Below are 16,883 nucleotides of genomic sequence, written 5' to 3' on the forward strand. Positions count from 1 at the left end.
TCGGCGCCGTTGCCGCAGAAGCTGTGCCAGTAGGCCACGGCAAAGCGCAGGTGCTCGGCCATGGTCTTGTCGCCGATGGTCTTGTTGGCGTCGTAGACCTTGAACGCCAGCGGGTTGTCCGAGTCGCGGCCTTCGAAGCCGATCCTGCCGATGCCGGGGAAGTATTCCTTGGCGCCGATGTACACGGTGTTGCTCATGGGGTGACTCCTGCACGAACGAAGAGGGTGTTGGCGCGGATGCGAGGGGCGCTGCAGCGTGGATGCGGGATGGCTGGATGCATGGTCACGACCGTGCCGCGTCGCAGGTTTTGCCGGATCGCGACGCCGTTGGCGTGAATGTTAGCGCTACCACAATCGCGACCGAAAAAAGCCGCGCCTTGTAGCGAAGCTGAAAGTGGCATGCCCATCCCAGGCCGAGCGTTGCTGCCGACTTTACCCAGCCGGCCATCGAAAGGCTTGCTGCGCTGCGAGATGCGGGCGTGCCAGCGGGCCCTCACCCGCCCTTCGGGCACCCTCTCCCGCAGGCGGGAGAGGGACGATCAACAGCGGGAGAGGGCTTGCCCCCTTCCCCCCGTTCACGGGGGAAGGTGCCCGAAGGGCGGATGGGGGCAGCCACCGCTGACCTCACGACCCAATCCCACTCCGATCCAAATCCAACCGGCACCTACAGTGGGCGGCTAACGACCAGGGCTTGCTCCCTTCCCCCGTTCACGGGGGAAGGTGCCCGAAGGGCGGATGGGGGCAGCCACCGCTGACCTCACGACCCAATCCCACTCCCAATCCAAATCCCCCGGCAGCTACGATGGGCAGCTCACGACCAGGGCTTGCTCGCTTCCCCCGTTCACGGGGGAAGGTGCCCGAAGGGCGGATGGGGGCAGCCACCGCTGACCTCACGACCCAATCCACTCCCGATCCAAATCTCCCCGGCAGCTACAATGGGCAGCTCATGACCGCCGTCCTGCCGCTGCCGCAACCCCTGGCCGATCCCGCGCCGCGCGACCCGCGCCAGCGGCGACTGCGCCTGGGCAAGCGCCTGCAACGCCAGGTCGGCCAGGCGATCGCCGATTTCGGCATGATCGCCGCCGGCGACAAGGTGATGGTGTGCCTGTCCGGCGGCAAGGACAGCTACACCTTGCTGGACATGCTGCTGCAGCTGCAGCGCAAGGCGCCGGTGCCGTTCACGCTGGTGGCGGTGAATCTGGACCAGAAACAGCCGGACTTTCCCGCCGACGTGCTGCCCACCTATCTGCGCACACTGGGCGTGCCTTACGACATCGTCGAGCAGGACACCTATTCGGTGGTCAGCCGGGTGATTCCGGCCGGCAAGACCATGTGTTCGCTGTGCTCGCGTCTGCGGCGCGGCGCCCTGTACGCCTACGCGCAGGCGCACGGGGTGACCAAGATCGCGCTTGGCCACCACTGCGACGACATCGTGGCCACGTTCTTCATGAACCTGTTTCACCACGCGCGCCTGGCGGCGATGGCGCCCAAGCTGCGCAGCGACGATGGCGCGCACGTGGTCATCCGCCCGCTGGCCTATGTGCGCGAGGCCGATATTGCCGCCTACGCACAGGCGCGGCAGTTTCCGATCATTCCCTGCAACCTGTGCGGCAGCCAGGAAAACCTGCAGCGCCAGCAGATCGGCCGCATGCTGCAGCAATGGGATCGGGAACAGCCCGGGCGCGTCGAGCAGATCGCGCGTGCGCTGGGCGACGTGCGCCCCGAGCAGCTGGCCGACCGCGCCCTGTTCGATTTCCTGGCGCTTGGCCGCCGCCCCGATGCCGGCGCGCCCGATCCCGCTGACTGGCACGCTGCCGACGACGGCAGCCACGATAGCGACTGACGCGCCCGCCCGGTCACCGTCGGTCTTCCACCTCCACGTTTCCCCTCTTTGGTCTTATCCATGTTCTTTCGCAATCTCACGCTGTTCCGTTTTCCCACCACGCTGGATTTCTCCGAGATCGAGACGCTGCTGCCACAGGTGCAGCTCAAGCCGGTCGGCCCGCTGGAAATGAGTTCGCGCGGCTTCATATCGCCGTTCGGACGCGACGAGCAGGAAGTGCTCTCGCACCGTCTGGAAGATTTCCTGTGGCTCACCGTCGGTGGCGAGGACAAGATCCTGCCCGGCGCGGTGGTCAATGACCTGCTCGAGCGCAAGGTGGCCGAGATCGAGGAAAAGGAAGGCCGCCGCCCGGGTGGCAAGGCGCGCAAGCGGCTCAAGGACGACCTGATCCATGAGCTGCTGCCGCGCGCCTTCGTCAAGAGCTCGCGCACCGACGCCATCCTGGATCTGCAGCACGGCTATATCGCGGTCAACACCTCCAGCCGCAAGAGCGGCGAGAATGTGATGAGCGAGATCCGCGGTGCGCTTGGCAGCTTCCCGGCATTGCCGCTCAACGCCGAGGTCGCCCCGCGCGCCATCCTCACCGGCTGGATCGCTGGCGAACCGCTGCCCGATGGCCTGAGCCTGGGCGAAGAATGCGAGATGAAGGATCCCATCGAAGGCGGCGCGGTGGTCAAGTGCCAGCATCAGGAGCTGCGCGGCGACGAGATCGACAAGCATCTGGAAGCCGGCAAGCAGGTCACCAAGCTGGCGCTGGTGCTGGACGACAATCTCTCGTTCGTACTCGGCGACGATCTGGTGATCCGCAAGCTCAAGTTCCTGGACGGGGCGTTGGACCAGCTCGAACATAGCGAAGACGACGGCGCGCGTGCCGAACTCGATGCGCGTTTCGCGTTGATGAGCGCCGAAGTGCGCCGGCTGTTCGTGCTGCTGGAAAGCGCATTGAAGCTCAGCAAGGCCGAGTGATCCGGTTTGGCGACCGGGCGCATGCACGCCCGGTCGCCCGCCTGCCGTGGCGCAACGCGTGAGGTTGGCGCCTGCTCCCAGCCGGGATGCGGACAGGCCGCCGCAGTCGATGCTGGCAGACACTCCATGCAAGCGCGATCGCGCCTTGCCGACATCGTCAGCGCCGCTGTCTGCCGCGCGCTGCTGCTCATCGGCCCTGTCGCAATGCGTACCGGCAGCGCCGTCGGTCGCAGGACATCGTCGGCGTCGGTCGGCTCCGCACGCGTCGCTGGCTGCGCCAGCACATCGCGCGCAAGCTCTCACCACCTGACACATCGCAGCGCTATCCTGTGCCCATGTTCAAGCCCGTCCGCCGTCTGATTGCACCCGCTCCGCAGGTCGTCGAACGCGACTGCTTGCGCGTGCAGCTGGATGGTGCCGAGATCGAGGTGCTGCGCGTACGCGATCCACGCGCGCGCCGTATCAAGCTCAGCGTGGACGAGCGCGGCGCGCGGCTCACCCTGCCGCTGCGTGCGAGCCTGGTGGCCGGCGAGCGCTTCGTGCACGCGCATCTGGATTGGCTGGGCACCCAGCTGTCGCGTTACCAGCAGGTCGATGCGTTTCCCGCGCTGCAACGCGGCGTGCCGGGGGTGTTGCCATTGCGCGGCGCGCTGCTGCCGCTGGCCTGGCACGAAGCGCGCTACGCGCGCATCGACCTCGACGACACGGGCGCGCATTTCCATGTGCCGGCGCGTTTGGGCGAAGCGGGCCTGCGCCGCACATTGAAGGAATTCTACGAGGCGCAGGCACGCGCCGATGTCGGCCGCTGGTTGCCCACCTATCTGCCGGGGCTGCCGCGCCCACCGGCGCGCGTGCGGCTGAAGGTGATGTCCTCGCAATGGGGCTCGCTCGCGCCGGATGGCTCGATGGCGCTGGATCTGGCGCTGGTGCTGGGCCGCTCATCGGCGTTCGAATACGTGCTGGTGCACGAGCTCTGCCATCTGCTGCAGGCCAACCACTCGCCGGCGTTCTGGGCCGAAGTGGAGCGGCGGTTTCCCGCCTGGCGCGACGAGCGCAGCTACTTCCACGAACACGGCCGCCAGCTCAAGGCGCAGCTGCGGCGGTTGCTGCAACCGACCTAGCCGATCGGTGTGCTGCGCAACGCGCGGTACCGCCAGTGCGCAATGCCGAGTGCGTCAGGTTTGCAAAAGGCCAGACGCGTCCTCGCTCCGGCACAAGGGCGTCGCATTGCGCGGCAGATTGCCGTCGCACTGCGTCCGCCACGCGCTCGCGCTAGCGCCATTGGTAGGACGCCGCCCTGGCAAGTTGCCTGCAGGCCAGCGGCGACAGCCAGGCGTAGCGCTGGGCCAGCGCCGTCTCGGCGGCTGCAGCGCCCGCCTGGAGCGTGCACGTCGTCATCCAATGCTCGGCATCGCAGGCCACCGCCCAGAGTGCGTCCAGCAACCGGCGATCGTCCGCATCCAGTGGTGGTGCCGAACGCACGGTGTCAAGGAAGGCCCAGGGCGAATTCCACAGGTCGAAGCCCTCGATCGCCGCGATCAACTGCACGGGCAGACGCATCACGCGATTTCCCTGCCGACTTGCTGCCATGCAAGTGTCCCGTCGCCGCCCAGCGCGCACCTGCAGCCATCGGGCGCGCCGAGGGATGGTGCAGCTGCCGCGTCAGCCAATGGCAGCATCACCGGCGCCGGTGCCAGCGCACGTACACGTCATGCCCTCGCTTCATGCGCGTGGCGATGGCACTGGCAACGATGCCAGAAACGCGTCGATCACCGCCGCCACCGGTTGTGGCGTCTCCATATGCACATGGTGCGTGCCCGGCAGCAGCGCCAGGCGTGCATCTGGCACCAGCGCCACGCGGTGATCGCGCAAGGTATCGGAAAAATACGGCTGCGCCGGCGTGGCGAAGATCGCCTGGGTCGGGCACACGATGGACGTCAGCAGCGCATCGATCTGAGCCTCGGTCATGCGGACGGCGGTGGGCAGGGTCAGGCGTGGATCGGTGCACCAGCTATAACCACCGTCGACTGCGCGCAGGCCGCGTTCCACCAGCAGCCGTGCGGCCGGCTCGGTGAGCTGATTGGCCATCATGCGCGCGCGGATCGGCGCTTCCATCGTGCCGAACACCCGCAGCGGCCGCTGCGCCAGGCCGCGCGTCGAACGCACCGAATCGCGCAGGCGCTCGGCGGTGTTTTCCGCCGGTTCGGCCAGGGCGCCCAGCGCCTCGATGACCACCAGCGCCTCGATGCGTTCGGGTGTGGCCGCCGCCATCAGGCTGGCCACGCCGCCGCCCAGCGAATGGCCGAGCAGGGTGAAGCGGTCCCAACCCAGCGCATCGGCCACCTGCAGCAGATTGTGGATGGCACTGCTGAGGGTGTATTCGGCGCCCACCGGCAGCCACGCGCTGTGACCGTGACCGGGCAGGTCAAGCAGCACCAGGTCCAGATCCGGCGCCTGCAGATGTGCGCTCAACGGCAGGAAACTGGCTGCGTTATCGAGCCAGCCATGCAGCGCCAGCACCCGTCGCCGACCGCGTTCGGCGCTGCGCAATCCGGTGACGCGGCCGATCGCCAGCGTGCAGTCGAACGGTTCCAGCCTCACGCGCGCCGCGCCAGTGCGGCCAGTGCCTGCACGTGTGCCGCTTCGGCATTGAGGCAGGGGATGTAGCTGAGCGTGGCGCCGCGTTCGGCCAGCGTTTCGGCAAAACCCAGCGCCACCTCTTCCAGGGTTTCCAGGCAGTCGGTGGCAAAGCCCGGGCACACCAGGTCGAAACTGCGCACGCCACCTTCGGCCAGTTTCCATAGGGTGGGCTCTGCGTACGGCTGCAACCAGCGCTCGGAGCCGAAGCGCGACTGGTAGCCCATCTGCCACTCGTCCGCGCCCAGGCCGAGCGCGGACGCGATCGCCTGCGCACTGCGCTCGCATTGCTGAGGATACGGATCGCCCGCATTGGCCACGCGCTGCGGCAGGCCGTGGAAGGAGAACATCAACGTCTCGCTGCGCCCATGTACCTGCCAGTGCGCGCGAATCGAATCGGCGATCGCCGCCACCCAGCCGGCGTCTTCGCAATAGTCGCCGATCACCTGCACCGCGATCTCCGGCGCGTCGCGGTGCCAGGCATCCACCACGTCCTGGATCGAGGCGGTGGTGGTGGTCGAATACTGCGGATACAGCGGCAGCACCACGATGCGTTTGATACCGCGTGCGCGCAGGTCATCGAGCGTCTTGCGCAAGGGCGGCGCGCCGTAGCGCATCGCCCAATCCACCTGCCAGTCGGGCATGGCCTGCTGCAGGCCTTCGGCAAGGCGGCGGGTGTATACCGCCAGCGGCGAGCCATCGGGCAACCACACCTTGGCGTACTTCTCCGCCGACTTGGGCCCGCGGATCGGCAGGATCACACCGTACAGCAGCGGCTTCCAGAACAGCGGCGGGATCGCGACCACGCGGCGGTCGCTGAGAAATTCGGCCAGGTAGCGGCGCACGGCCGGCGCGGTGGGCGCATCGGGCGTGCCCAGGTTGACGACCAGCAGGGCGGAATCGGGGGGCATGTTCATGCGGGCCATTCTGGCAGAGCCGGGCGGCGCTGCCGACCACGGCGCGCCGATCCGCTGCGTCCTGCACGTCGGCTGCGCTCACCACCGATTCATTGCTCCACCACTAACGTCGCGCCATTGCTATCTTTGACCGATCGCCCCGTGGAGTTTGTCATGCCCCGTCTGTCGCGCCTGGCCCTGTTGTTGTCGCTGACCTTGGTTGCCGGCCATGCCGTCGCCGGTCCGGAAGAGGATCAGCGTGCGCGTAACGCGGTGCGGGTGCTGGACGAGATCATGAAGATTCCCGAGCAGGCCATCCCCGACAAGCTGCTCGACGAGGCACGCGCCATCGTGGTCATCCCCGATACGCTCAAGGCCGGGCTGGTGATCGGCGGCCGCCGTGGCCACGGCCTGATGTCGATGAAGAATCCGGACGGCAGCTGGTCGCAGCCGGTGTTCGTCAAGCTCACCGGCGGCAGCATCGGCTTCCAGGCCGGCGTGCAGTCCTCCGATGTGGTGCTGGTGTTCCGCAACGACCGCAGCCTGGACAACATCGTCAACGGCAAGTTCACCCTGGGCGCCGACGCCGGCGTGGCCGCCGGCCCGGTCGGTCGCAATGCCGCCGCCGCCACCGACGGCCAGCTCAAGGCCGAGATCTGGTCGTGGTCGCGCGCGCGCGGCCTGTTCGCCGGCGTGGCGCTCGACGGCGCAGTCTTGCAGATCGACGATGCCGCCGACCTCAATGCCTACGGTGGCGGTGCCACGCCGCGCATGATCTTCGAAGGCCGCACCAACGAGCGGCCATCCACCGACGTGATCGCCTTCCGCGATCGCCTGGAGGAGGCCACCTATACCGCACGCACCAATCGCAACAGCGACGGCGACAGTGCAGGCGCCGCGCCCGCACCGCGTGCACACAGCGCCACGCCGGTTCCAGCGCAGTCGCCGCCGCCGGCCAACGAGGCCAGTACGGTGCCGATGCAACCCACCACCACACCGCCAGCGCAGCAGGGCTTCCAGCCGGTGTCGGAGGGCGAAATCCGCACCGAGTCGCTGGACGGCAACCGCTGACGGCCTGTCATCCCCCTGCGCGGTGCGCTGGGGTATCCTGCGCGTTCCTTCTTTTCAGCAAGCGAGCAGATCATGGGCGGTTTCAGCATTTGGCACTGGCTCATCGTGCTGGTGATCGTGCTGCTGGTGTTCGGTACCAAGCGGCTGACCAGTGGCGCCAAGGATCTCGGCAGCGCCGTCAAGGAATTCAAGAAGGGCATGCACGACGACGACAAGCCAGCCGGCAAGCTGGGCGACGACTCCCGTGCTGCCGAGCAGGCGCGTGAGGCGCAGGCCGAGCGCGACCGCGACGCGCGCTGATTCGGAGCAGCGTCGGTGTTTGACATAGGTGTTGGCGAACTGACGCTGATCGCGATCGTTGCGCTGGTTGTGCTTGGCCCCGAGCGCCTGCCCAAGGCGGCCCGCTTCGCCGGGCTGTGGGTGCGCCGTGCGCGTGCGCAATGGGACTCGGTCAAACAGGAACTGGAGCGCGAACTGGAGGCCGAGGAACTCAAGCGCAGCCTGCAGGACGTGCAGGCCTCGTTGCGCCAGGCGGAAACCGAGCTGCGCAGCACGCAGCAGCAGGTCGAGCAGGGCGCACGTGCGCTGCACGACGACGTGAGCCGCGATATCGACATCCGTGCCAGCGCCACGCCGCTGGAACGGGCGCATGCGGATCTGGCGCCGGGCACCGGTGCCGACGCTGCGACCAGCACCATGGATGCTGCTGAAGCCGCACCTGCCGCACCGGTCATCGCGCAAGCGCAGCCGATGGCGCCGGCGCCGCATCAGACACCGATTCCGGCCCCCCATGACAGCGTGGTGCCGGCACCGCACGCCGCGCACCTCACCCGCGCGCCGGTGCCGGCGACCAGTGCGCCCATCGATGCGACCGCACCGGCTGCGCCAATGCCGACCGAGCCGAGCAAGATCCAGGAGAACCAGCCGTGAGCCTGTTCGACGACGCACAGGCCGAAAGCAGTCTGATCGAGCACCTGGTGGAATTGCGCGCCCGCCTGGTGCGCGCGCTGATCGGCCTGGGTGTGGTGCTGCTGATCCTGCTGCCGTTCTCGCGGGCGATCTATTCCTGGCTGGCCGCGCCGCTGATCTCGCAGCTGCCGCTGGGGCAGACCATGATTGCGATGAATCCGGCCGGCGCGTTCTTCGCTCCGTTGAAGCTGACCTTCTTCCTGGCGGTGTTCATCAGCGTGCCGTGGCTGCTGTTCCAGGCCTGGGCCTTCGTGGCGCCGGGGTTGTACCAGCGCGAAAAGAAGCTCGCATTTCCGCTGCTGGCCTCGGCGGTGGCGTTGTTCTACATCGGCTGCGCGTTCGCCTATTTCCTGGTGCTGCCGGCGGTCTTCCACTTCCTGACCACGTTCAAGCCCGACGTGATCGCGATCACTCCGGACGCCAATTCCTACCTGGATTTCGTGCTGGCGATCTTCTTCGCCTTCGGCGCGAGTTTCGAGTTGCCGGTGGCGCTGGTGATCCTGGTGCTGCTGGGCTGGGTCAGCCCCAAGCAGCTCAGCGAAGGCCGCGGTTACGCCATCGTCGGCATCTTCGTGCTGGCCGCCGTGCTCACCCCGCCTGACGTGGTCTCGCAGCTGATGCTGGCCATCCCGATGTGCCTGCTCTACGAACTGGGCATCATCGCCTCGCGTGCGGTAGGGCCGAAGGCGGCATAGCGCGGGCGGCGGCGCGCGCCTGACGCGCGGCCGAGACTCTTCCAGAAGCCGAAGCCGGCATACGAACCGGATTGCGTCGCAGGAGCGCAGCCGTGCGTGAGAGGCTTTATCGGTAACGCTTCATCGCGCCCGGGTGCGCCATCACGGATCGGCGGCCCCGGGCCAGCCGGACTCAGGCCGCAAACACATCCGGCCGCGACGGCGGGGTGGGCCGTGCGGCGGCGCTGTCATGGGTGAACATCTGCTTCCAGGCCGCGTACACCGAACCGGCGAACACCGGCATCAGCACCGCCATCAGCAGCAGCTGGGCCAGCCACATCGCCACGGTCTGCCCGGCCACCAGGCCGACGATCAGCGCCACGATCATCACCGCGAAATAGATCGCGAAGATGGCGATGAACGCCAGCACGAAGAACACCAGCATCGCCGGCAGGTTGTGCAGACTGGCACGCAGGCTCTCGCGCAGCGCGTGGCCGCCGGTGCTGCGGTCGAACATCACCTGCGGGGGCATCACGAACAACGCCAGCGTCATCGCCGCGAAGGTGGCGATGGTCAGCAGCAGCCACAGCAGGATGCGCCCGGCCGGCAGGCTGGCCGCCAGTTGCTCGATCTGCGCCGGGTCCGGCTGCGCGCCGGACTGGCTGATCTGGTTGATCTTGATCATCACCTCCGACAGCTGCTGCAGCCCGCTGGAGCCGATCATCACCAGCAGCAGCACGCCCAGCAGCAGGCCGGCGATCAGCTGGGGCAGCAGCGACACCAGCAGATGCGGCGCGCGGCCATCCTGCAGGCCGTGCAACAGGTGCGCGGGCCTGGCGATGCGGCCTTCGTCCACTTCGCGGATCGCCCACAGCAGGCCACCCATGAACAGCGGGCCGGCCAGCACCAGCAGGAACTGCAGTGCCGGGCCCAGCAGCGGCACCAGTACCGACAGCGATACCGCCAGCGAGGCGGCCACGCTCCAGATCACCCCCAGCGAGCCAAGCGCCAGCGGCGCCCGCTTGAGCAGTGAGAAACCGGTCAACAGCCATTCTGCGCCGGCAGACGCCGGCACCTTGCGGATTTCGCTCATTCCCATTCCGGATCGATACGCGCGCCGGACCACCCGGCGTCCCGCGATTATCGCCGCTTTTACGTGTGCGCGGCGGGACGAGCGTTCACTGTCTGCAGGCCGCGGGCATGGTGCACGAACCGGCGCAGCAGCTTGCGGGCGACCGGCGCAGCGGTGACCTCACGGGCCACGGTCCGGGCGCAGCGGCCGTGGCGGGCGATGCACTCCGCGCGCGCCTGCACGTAGCCGCGCATGTGGTGGGTGGCGAATTCGGGATGGAACTGCACGCCCCAGGTGGCCTGGCCCCAGCGGAAGGCATGGCAGCGGTCCTGGCGCGAGTGCGCCAGCACGATGGCGCCGTCCGGCGCGCGTACCACCGTCTGCAGGTGGGTGGCATGCGCAGGAAACTGCCCCGGCAGGCCGGAAAACAACGGATCCTGCTCGGCCGGCGGATGCAGTTCCAGCGCCACCGTACCGGACTCGCGTCCGGCCGGGTTGTAGTCGACCTCGCCCCCCAGCGCATGCGCCAGCAATTGGTGCCCGTAGCAGATGCCCAGCAAGGGCTTGCCCTGGTGCGCGGCCTGGCGCAGCCAAACGGCGCTGCGCTCGCTCCATTCGGCGCGGTCGGTGACGAAGGCGGCCGAGCCGCTGACGATCGTGCCGGCAAAGCCGGCCGGGTCGGGCAGGGCGTCGCCGTTGGCGACATCGATGGCCACCGTCTCGTGTTCGGCCAGCCCGGCCGCCACGCGGATCCAGTGGCGAAAACGGCCGTATCGCTTCATCTCCGGCACGGGGCAGCCGGTTTCGATGATCAGGAACGGCAGAGCGGACATGCGCAAGGATCCGGACACGACAGATGTCCTCGATTGTAGGCGGCAGTGGCCGGTTTTTTTCAAGCTGCGTGCCGCCGCAGACGCTGTGGGTCATGGCCGATTGGCATGTGCTGATTCCCTCGAGACTGGATGGCTGAAGGCGATGGCGACGGCCCATCGCGCTGGCATGCCTGGATATCGGCCGACAGCCGCGCGACTGGACCATGGACGCATGCGCCGGGCCGTTGGCCTCGGACGGGCAGCTGGCCGTCCTGGCCAGCAGCGGGTGGAGCGGATGCTGCGGGCGCCCGCGGCACCGGACGACGTTGCGGTTACTCCCGCGGCGGCAACACCGACAGCACTTCTTCGATGGTGGTGAGCCCGGCGGCGACCTTCTCCAGGCCGGTGCGGCGCAGCGTGCGCAGGCCTTCGCCGCGGGCGGCCTGGCTGAAGCTGGCCAGCTCGGTGTCGGGGCGGATGAGGGTACGCAGGCGTGGGGTGACCGGCAGCAGTTCGTACAGGCCCACCCGGCCCAGGTAGCCGGTGCGGCGGCATTCCAGGCAGCCGACCGGCGCGTGCACGTTCAGCGGTTCCGGCAGTGCTTCGCCCGGCTCGCGCAGGGCCGCCCAGTCGGCGTCGCTGAGCGTGTGCGGCCGCTTGCAGTGCACGCACAGGGTGCGCACCAGCCGCTGCGCCAGCACGCCGTTGAGCGTGGAGGCCACCAGATAGTGCGGCACGCCCAGGTCGAGCAGGCGGGTGATCGCCGAGGCGGCGTCGTTGGTGTGCAGCGTCGACAGCACCAGGTGGCCGGTGAGCGAGGCCTGCACCGCCATCTGCGCGGTTTCCAGGTCGCGGATTTCGCCGATCATGATGATGTCCGGGTCCTGCCGCAGCAGCGTGCGCACGCCGCTGGCAAAATCCAGATCGATGTTCTGCTGCACCTGCATCTGGTTGAATTCCGGCGCGATCATCTCGATCGGGTCTTCCACGCTGCACACGTTCACGTCCGGCGTGGCCAGGCGCTTGAGCGTGGAATACAGCGTGGTGGTCTTGCCCGAACCGGTGGGGCCGGTGACCAGCACGATGCCGTGCGGGCGCTCGACCAGCGCGCTCCAGCCGGCGGCCTCTTCCGGGCTGAAGCCGAGCTGCTCGATGCTCTTGAACGCCGAATCCGGGTCGAAGATGCGCATCACGCACTTCTCGCCGAACGCGGTGGGCATGGTGGACAGGCGCATTTCCACTTCGCGCCCGCCCGGCGAGCGGGTCTTGATGCGGCCGTCCTGCGGGCGGCGGCGTTCGGCCAGGTCCATGCGGCCGAGCACCTTGATGCGGCTGACCACCGCGGTCATCACCGAGGGCGGCACTTCCAGCACCTTGTGCAGCACCCCATCGATGCGGAAGCGCATGCGCCCGGCCTCGCGGCGCGGCTCCAGGTGGATATCGCTGGCGCGTTGCTCGTAGGCGTACTGCAGCAGCCAGTCGACGATATGCACGATGTGGTGATCGTCGGCATTGACGTCGCCGGCGCGGCCCAGTTCCACCAGCTGTTCGAAGCTGGGCAGGCCCGCATTGGATTCGGTGCTGCGCGCATCGCCGCGCGCGCCACGCACCGACTGGGTGACGCCGAAGAACTCCATCGTGTAGCGATGCAGGTCCAGCGGGTTGATCAGCGCCAGCTCCACGCGGCGGCGGCTCAGGTGCTGCACGTCGGCCAGCCAGTCCAGCGCCAGCGGTTCGCTGGTGGCGATCAGCACGCGCTCGGCATCCAGCGCCAGCGGCAGGATGCGGTGGCGGCGCGCGTAGGCGTGCGAGACCACGCCAGTGACCGCGGCCACATCGATCCGGGTGGGGTCGATGCGCAGATAGCGCAGCCCGGTGCGGGTAGCCAGCCATTCGGTGAGCCGTTCCAGGCCCAGCTCGCCGGCCGGCGGCTGCGCAGCGTGAAGCTTGAGGTTGGCCAGCAGCACCAGCGGATGCACGTCGCTGGCGGTGCGCACGCCGGCACCGGAGAACTGCACGCGCTCGTGTTCGTGCGGCACCACCATGCCATCGGCGAGCAGGGCGGCCGCCACGGTGTCGAACATCAACCGGCCGCGCGGCAGGATCGCCGCTACGCTGTCCGGGTCGGCGCTACGCCGCTGTTCCATGCTGATCGTCCCTTGCGGCAATCGCCCGCGGCAAAGCGCCGCGGGTGGGCCGGTATACTAGCGCACCCCTTCCGCACGGCCCTTGCTGCATGTCCGATTCCTGGCGCGTTCCAATCACTTTCCAGGGCCTGATCCAGACCCTCAACCAGTACTGGGCCGAGCAGGGCTGCGTGCTGATCCAGCCCTTGGACCTGGAAGTGGGCGCGGGCACGTTCCACCCGGCCACCTTCCTGCGCGCGCTGGGACCGGAGCCGTGGAATGCGGCCTATGTGCAGCCCTCGCGCCGCCCCACCGACGGACGCTACGGCGACAATCCCAACCGCCTGCAGCGCTACTACCAGTATCAGGTGGCGATGAAGCCCAACCCGGACAACATCCAGGACCTGTACCTGGGCTCGTTGAAGGCGCTGGGCATCGACCCGCTGGTGCACGACCTGCGCTTCGTCGAAGACAACTGGGAATCGCCCACGCTCGGCGCCTGGGGCCTGGGCTGGGAAGTCTGGCTCAACGGCATGGAAGTCACCCAGTTCACCTATTTCCAGCAGGCCGGCGGACTGGAGTGCAAGCCGGTGCTCGGCGAGATCACCTATGGGCTGGAGCGGCTGTGCATGTACCTGCAGAGCTGCGACAACGTCTACGACCTGGTGTGGACCTACGGCCCGGATGGCACGCCGGTGAGCTATGGCGATGTGTACCACCAGAACGAAGTGGAGCAGAGCGCCTACAACTTCGAACACGCCAACGTGGCCGAGTTGTTCCACCGTTTCGATGCCTGCGAAGCCGAAGCCAAGCATCTGGTCGAAGTAGACTTGCCGTTGCCCGCCTACGAGCAGGTCACCAAGGCCAGCCACGCCTTCAACCTGCTGGATGCGCGCCGCGCGATCAGCGTGACCGAGCGCCAGCGCTACATCCTGCGCGTGCGCGCGCTGGCCCAGGGCGTGGCGCAGGCCTACTACGCGCAGCGCGAGAAGCTGGGGTTTCCTGGAGTGAAGAAGTAACCGAGCCCCTCTCCCGCCGGGAGAGGGGTTGGGGTGAGGGTACGGGGCGCAGCCCTCGTGCACCCAAACTCCATAGGCTTCGGCCGTACCCTCATCCGCCCCTTCGGGGCACCTATTCCCGCAGGGAGAAGGGACCAAAAGCCCCTCTCCCCTCGGGAGAGGGGTTGGGGTGAGGGTACGGGGCGCAGCCCTCATGCACCCAAACTCCACAGAGCTTCGCCCGTACCCTCATCCGCCCCTTCGGGGCACCTTCTCCCGCAGGGAGAAGGGACTACGCAAAGGTCCACGTCATATGAGCGAACAACTTCCCCTGCTGATCGAACTGGGCACCGAAGAGCTGCCGGTCAAGGCGCTGCCGGGTCTGGCACAGGCCTTTTTCGATGGCGTGCTGAACGGCCTGGAAAAGCGCGGCGTCGCCGTCACCCGCGGCGATGCCAGGCCGCTGTCCACGCCGCGTCGCCTGGCGGTGCTGTTGCCGGGCGTGGCCACCGAGCAGCCGGAGCAGCGCTCGGAAGTGCTGGGGCCGTATCTCAACATCGCGCTGGATGCGCAGGGCCAGCCGACCAAGGCACTGGCCGGCTTCGCTGCCAAGGCCGGCATCGACTGGAGCGCGCTGGAGCGCACCAGCGACGCCAAGGGCGAGCGCTTCGTGCACCGCGCAGTGACGCCGGGCGCGCGCACCGCGGATCTGCTGCCGGAGATCCTGCGCGACGCCATTGCCGCGATGCCCATTCCCAAGCCGATGCGCTGGGGCGCGCACGAATACGCCTTCGCACGGCCGGTGCAGTGGCTGGTGCTGCTGTTCGGCAGCGAGGTGATTCCGGCCGAATTGCTGGGTGTGCGCGGCGATCGCGTGACGCGCGGTCACCGCTTCATGCATGAAGGCGCCGTGTCGCTGGCCGCTCCGGGCGACTACATCGACGCACTGCGCGCCGCGCACGTGCTGGTGGATGCCGACGCGCGCCGCGCCCGCATCGTCGAAGAAGTGGAAGCCGCCGCACAGCAGGCCGGCGGCAGCGCGCGCATCAGCGACGACAACCTGGAGCAGGTGGTCAACCTGGTCGAATGGCCGTCGGCGGTGCTGTGCAGTTTCGAGCGCGATTTCCTGGCGGTGCCGCAGGAAGCGCTGATCGAAACCATGGAGATCAACCAGAAGTTCTTCCCGGTCCTCGATGCCGGCGGCAAGCTGACCGAGCAGTTCATCGGCATCGCCAATATCGTCTCCAGGGACGTTGCCGAAGTGGCCAAGGGCTACGAGCGCGTCATCCGCCCGCGTTTTGCCGACGCCAAGTTCTTCTTCGACGAAGACCTCAAGCAGGGGCTGGAGGCGATGGGCGACGGCCTGCGCACGGTGACCTACCAGGCAAAGCTGGGTACGGTGGCCGACAAGGTCGCGCGCGTGGCGGCACTGGCCGAAGCGATCGCGCCGCAGGTGGGCGCCGACCCCGCGCAGGCGCGTCGCGCAGCGGAACTGGCCAAGAACGACCTGCAATCGCGCATGGTCAACGAATTCCCGGAACTGCAGGGCATTGCCGGGCGCCATTACGCCACCGCCGCCGGCGAGCCCGGCGAAATCGCGCTGGCCATCGACGAGGCCTACCAACCGCGCTTTGCCGGCGACGACATCGCACTCTCGCCGCTGGGCAAGGTGCTGGCGATCGCCGAGCGGCTGGATACCTTGGCCGGTGGGTTTGCGGCCGAGTTGAAGCCGACCGGCAACAAGGATCCGTTCGCGTTGCGGCGTAATGCGTTGGGATTGGCGCGGACGGTGATTGAGTCGGGGTTTGACTTTGACCTGAAGAAACTGATCCAGCAGGCATCAATTCAAGTGTGGGTAAAAATCAATTCGAAGGCGACCCTGGAGCAAGTGGCTGAAGTGCTGCTCGCGTACACGAAGTGGGATTTCAAATCAAAATTGTCATTGAGCCAAAACATTGATATCGATCCTTCTGAGTTGTCCAAAGACTTGGCCGTCCAAGACCAGTTCGACTTCATCCTAGATCGCCTACGCGGCTACTACGCCGACAAGGGCGTACCGGCCACGCATTTCAACGCGGTCGCCGCATTGTTCTCTGCCTCGCCCGAAGCCGTGCCGACACCGGCCGGCGTAGGAGCGCACCTGGGCGCGACCCACGGCTCCCTCTACGACTTCGACCGCCGCATCGACGCCATCGGCAATTTCGCCACCCTGCCCGAGGCCGAAGCGCTGGCTGCGGCCAACAAGCGCATCCGCAACATCCTGCGCAAGGTGGAAGGCGAGATCCCCGGCGACATCGATCCCATGCTGCTGCGCGAACCGGCTGAACAGGCCCTGGCCGAAGCGGTGGAAGCGGCCATCGGCGACACCGGCGATGCCTTGCACCGCCACGACTACGTCGCCGTGCTCGCACGCCTGGCGCGCCTGCGCCCGCAGGTGGATGCGTTCTTCGACGGCGTGATGGTCAATGCCGACGATCCGCAGCTGCGTGCCAACCGGCTCGCCCTGCTGAAGAAACTCGGCGACCGCCTCGGCAGCGTCGCTGCCATCGAGCATCTGTCCAGTTGAGGGCACGATGCATGCCGGGGCCAGGCACGGCACCTAGGCAGCGCGGCGGGTGGTGTGAGCCGAAGTGGCGGACACACCCACGGATCGCTCCAGGGTGGCGACCTGCGAAGCCGACCAGTTCATGCCGAGCGCGGCGATGCCAGTGGCATCGCTGCGGGGCCCCCGAGGCGGGGTCCGCAGCCGGTCAGTCCCGCGCGCGCGGTGATAGCGCTTCGTCGCGTCCTCTTCGCTCGCTGGATGTCGGATAGCCGCGT

The 16,883-nt window shown here is 67.8% G+C and carries 15 protein-coding genes and 1 pseudogene; 9 read left to right on the top strand and 7 right to left on the bottom strand.

The window, feature by feature from the left end:
• Positions 1-197 (bottom strand): annotated as a pseudogene (locus tag LL962_RS10370) (xylose isomerase); the annotation flags it as partial.
• 748 nt (positions 198-945) lie between these two features.
• Between LL962_RS10370 and ttcA the strand changes: the two are divergent.
• The 3 genes from ttcA to LL962_RS10385 all read left to right on the top strand — a co-directional run bounded on the left by ttcA (position 946) and on the right by LL962_RS10385 (position 3,929).
• The gene (gene ttcA / locus LL962_RS10375; RefSeq protein ID WP_228316836.1) at positions 946-1,842 is read left to right on the top strand and encodes a tRNA 2-thiocytidine(32) synthetase TtcA; all 897 of its coding nucleotides are present in this window, start codon (positions 946-948) and stop codon (positions 1,840-1,842) included.
• A gap of 60 nt (positions 1,843-1,902) precedes the next feature.
• Positions 1,903-2,808: a recombination-associated protein RdgC gene (locus LL962_RS10380; RefSeq protein ID WP_104588409.1), complete on the top strand. Its 906-nt coding sequence runs from the start codon at positions 1,903-1,905 to the stop codon at positions 2,806-2,808.
• Positions 2,809-3,143: 335 nt separating this feature from the next.
• Positions 3,144-3,929 (top strand): YgjP family zinc-dependent metalloprotease, encoded by a 786-nt coding sequence (locus LL962_RS10385; RefSeq protein WP_228316837.1) that lies wholly within the window; start codon positions 3,144-3,146, stop codon positions 3,927-3,929.
• A 151-nt stretch (positions 3,930-4,080) separates the two neighbouring features.
• Here the strand turns inward: LL962_RS10385 and LL962_RS10390 are convergent, their stop codons facing one another.
• From LL962_RS10390 to hemH, 3 genes are all read right to left on the bottom strand, one after another.
• A complete protein-coding gene (locus tag LL962_RS10390; RefSeq protein WP_228316838.1) occupies positions 4,081-4,368 on the bottom strand; it encodes a hypothetical protein in 288 nt (95 codons plus the stop codon).
• A 162-nt stretch (positions 4,369-4,530) separates the two neighbouring features.
• Positions 4,531-5,403: an alpha/beta fold hydrolase gene (locus LL962_RS10395; protein ID WP_228316903.1), complete on the bottom strand. Its 873-nt coding sequence runs from the start codon at positions 5,401-5,403 to the stop codon at positions 4,531-4,533.
• A 2-nt stretch (positions 5,404-5,405) separates the two neighbouring features.
• On the bottom strand, positions 5,406-6,371 hold the full coding sequence (hemH, locus tag LL962_RS10400) for a ferrochelatase (RefSeq protein ID WP_228316839.1): 966 nt from the start codon (positions 6,369-6,371) through the stop codon (positions 5,406-5,408).
• 144 nt (positions 6,372-6,515) lie between these two features.
• On the opposite strand from hemH, the gene LL962_RS10405 reads away from it, so the two are divergent.
• The 4 genes from LL962_RS10405 to tatC all read left to right on the top strand — a co-directional run bounded on the left by LL962_RS10405 (position 6,516) and on the right by tatC (position 9,076).
• A complete protein-coding gene (locus tag LL962_RS10405; protein WP_228316840.1) occupies positions 6,516-7,412 on the top strand; it encodes a lipid-binding SYLF domain-containing protein in 897 nt (298 codons plus the stop codon).
• 72 nt (positions 7,413-7,484) lie between these two features.
• Positions 7,485-7,712: a Sec-independent protein translocase subunit TatA gene (gene tatA, locus LL962_RS10410; protein WP_104588404.1), complete on the top strand. Its 228-nt coding sequence runs from the start codon at positions 7,485-7,487 to the stop codon at positions 7,710-7,712.
• 15 nt (positions 7,713-7,727) lie between these two features.
• Entirely contained in the window at positions 7,728-8,342 is a 615-nt protein-coding gene (gene tatB / locus LL962_RS10415) for a Sec-independent protein translocase protein TatB (protein ID WP_228316841.1), read from the top strand.
• Positions 8,339-9,076 (top strand): twin-arginine translocase subunit TatC, encoded by a 738-nt coding sequence (tatC, locus tag LL962_RS10420; RefSeq protein ID WP_228316842.1) that lies wholly within the window; start codon positions 8,339-8,341, stop codon positions 9,074-9,076. Before tatB ends, tatC begins: the two co-directional genes overlap by 4 nt.
• A gap of 172 nt (positions 9,077-9,248) precedes the next feature.
• On the opposite strand, the gene LL962_RS10425 is transcribed toward tatC, so the two are convergent.
• The 3 genes from LL962_RS10425 to LL962_RS10435 form a co-directional block, all read right to left on the bottom strand.
• Positions 9,249-10,148, bottom strand: a complete 900-nt coding sequence (locus LL962_RS10425) for a BPSS1780 family membrane protein (protein WP_104588401.1) — start codon at positions 10,146-10,148, stop codon at positions 9,249-9,251.
• Positions 10,149-10,207: 59 nt separating this feature from the next.
• A complete protein-coding gene (locus LL962_RS10430) occupies positions 10,208-10,960 on the bottom strand; it encodes a glutamine amidotransferase (protein WP_228316843.1) in 753 nt (250 codons plus the stop codon).
• A 311-nt stretch (positions 10,961-11,271) separates the two neighbouring features.
• Entirely contained in the window at positions 11,272-13,086 is a 1,815-nt protein-coding gene (locus LL962_RS10435) for a GspE/PulE family protein (protein WP_104588399.1), read from the bottom strand.
• A gap of 89 nt (positions 13,087-13,175) precedes the next feature.
• On the opposite strand from LL962_RS10435, the gene glyQ reads away from it, so the two are divergent.
• Both glyQ and glyS read left to right on the top strand, forming a co-directional pair.
• Positions 13,176-14,084, top strand: a complete 909-nt coding sequence (gene glyQ / locus LL962_RS10440; protein WP_228316844.1) for a glycine--tRNA ligase subunit alpha — start codon at positions 13,176-13,178, stop codon at positions 14,082-14,084.
• A 292-nt stretch (positions 14,085-14,376) separates the two neighbouring features.
• Positions 14,377-16,629, top strand: coding sequence for a glycine--tRNA ligase subunit beta (gene glyS / locus LL962_RS10445; RefSeq protein WP_228316845.1), 2,253 nt, complete (start codon positions 14,377-14,379; stop codon positions 16,627-16,629).
• Positions 16,630-16,883: the final 254 nt, after the last annotated feature.

This window comes from Xanthomonas sp. NCPPB 1067 (genome assembly GCF_020783795.1).
Taxonomy (GTDB): Bacteria; Pseudomonadota; Gammaproteobacteria; order Xanthomonadales; family Xanthomonadaceae; genus Xanthomonas; species Xanthomonas melonis.

Excerpts from the sequence above, each read along its gene's own strand:
- ttcA (WP_228316836.1), top strand. The coding sequence starts at position 946 with ATGACCGCCGTCCTGCCGCTGCCGCAACCCCTGGCCGATCCCGCGCCG.
- LL962_RS10380 (WP_104588409.1), top strand. The coding sequence starts at position 1,903 with ATGTTCTTTCGCAATCTCACGCTGTTCCGTTTTCCCACCACGCTGGAT.
- LL962_RS10385 (WP_228316837.1), top strand. The coding sequence starts at position 3,144 with ATGTTCAAGCCCGTCCGCCGTCTGATTGCACCCGCTCCGCAGGTCGTC.
- LL962_RS10390 (WP_228316838.1), bottom strand. The coding sequence starts at position 4,368 with ATGCGTCTGCCCGTGCAGTTGATCGCGGCGATCGAGGGCTTCGACCTG.
- hemH (WP_228316839.1), bottom strand. The coding sequence starts at position 6,371 with ATGGCCCGCATGAACATGCCCCCCGATTCCGCCCTGCTGGTCGTCAAC.
- LL962_RS10405 (WP_228316840.1), top strand. The coding sequence starts at position 6,516 with ATGCCCCGTCTGTCGCGCCTGGCCCTGTTGTTGTCGCTGACCTTGGTT.
- tatA (WP_104588404.1), top strand. The coding sequence starts at position 7,485 with ATGGGCGGTTTCAGCATTTGGCACTGGCTCATCGTGCTGGTGATCGTG.
- LL962_RS10425 (WP_104588401.1), bottom strand. The coding sequence starts at position 10,148 with ATGAGCGAAATCCGCAAGGTGCCGGCGTCTGCCGGCGCAGAATGGCTG.
- LL962_RS10430 (WP_228316843.1), bottom strand. The coding sequence starts at position 10,960 with ATGTCCGCTCTGCCGTTCCTGATCATCGAAACCGGCTGCCCCGTGCCG.
- LL962_RS10435 (WP_104588399.1), bottom strand. The coding sequence starts at position 13,086 with ATGGAACAGCGGCGTAGCGCCGACCCGGACAGCGTAGCGGCGATCCTG.
- glyQ (WP_228316844.1), top strand. The coding sequence starts at position 13,176 with ATGTCCGATTCCTGGCGCGTTCCAATCACTTTCCAGGGCCTGATCCAG.
- glyS (WP_228316845.1), top strand. The coding sequence starts at position 14,377 with ATGAGCGAACAACTTCCCCTGCTGATCGAACTGGGCACCGAAGAGCTG.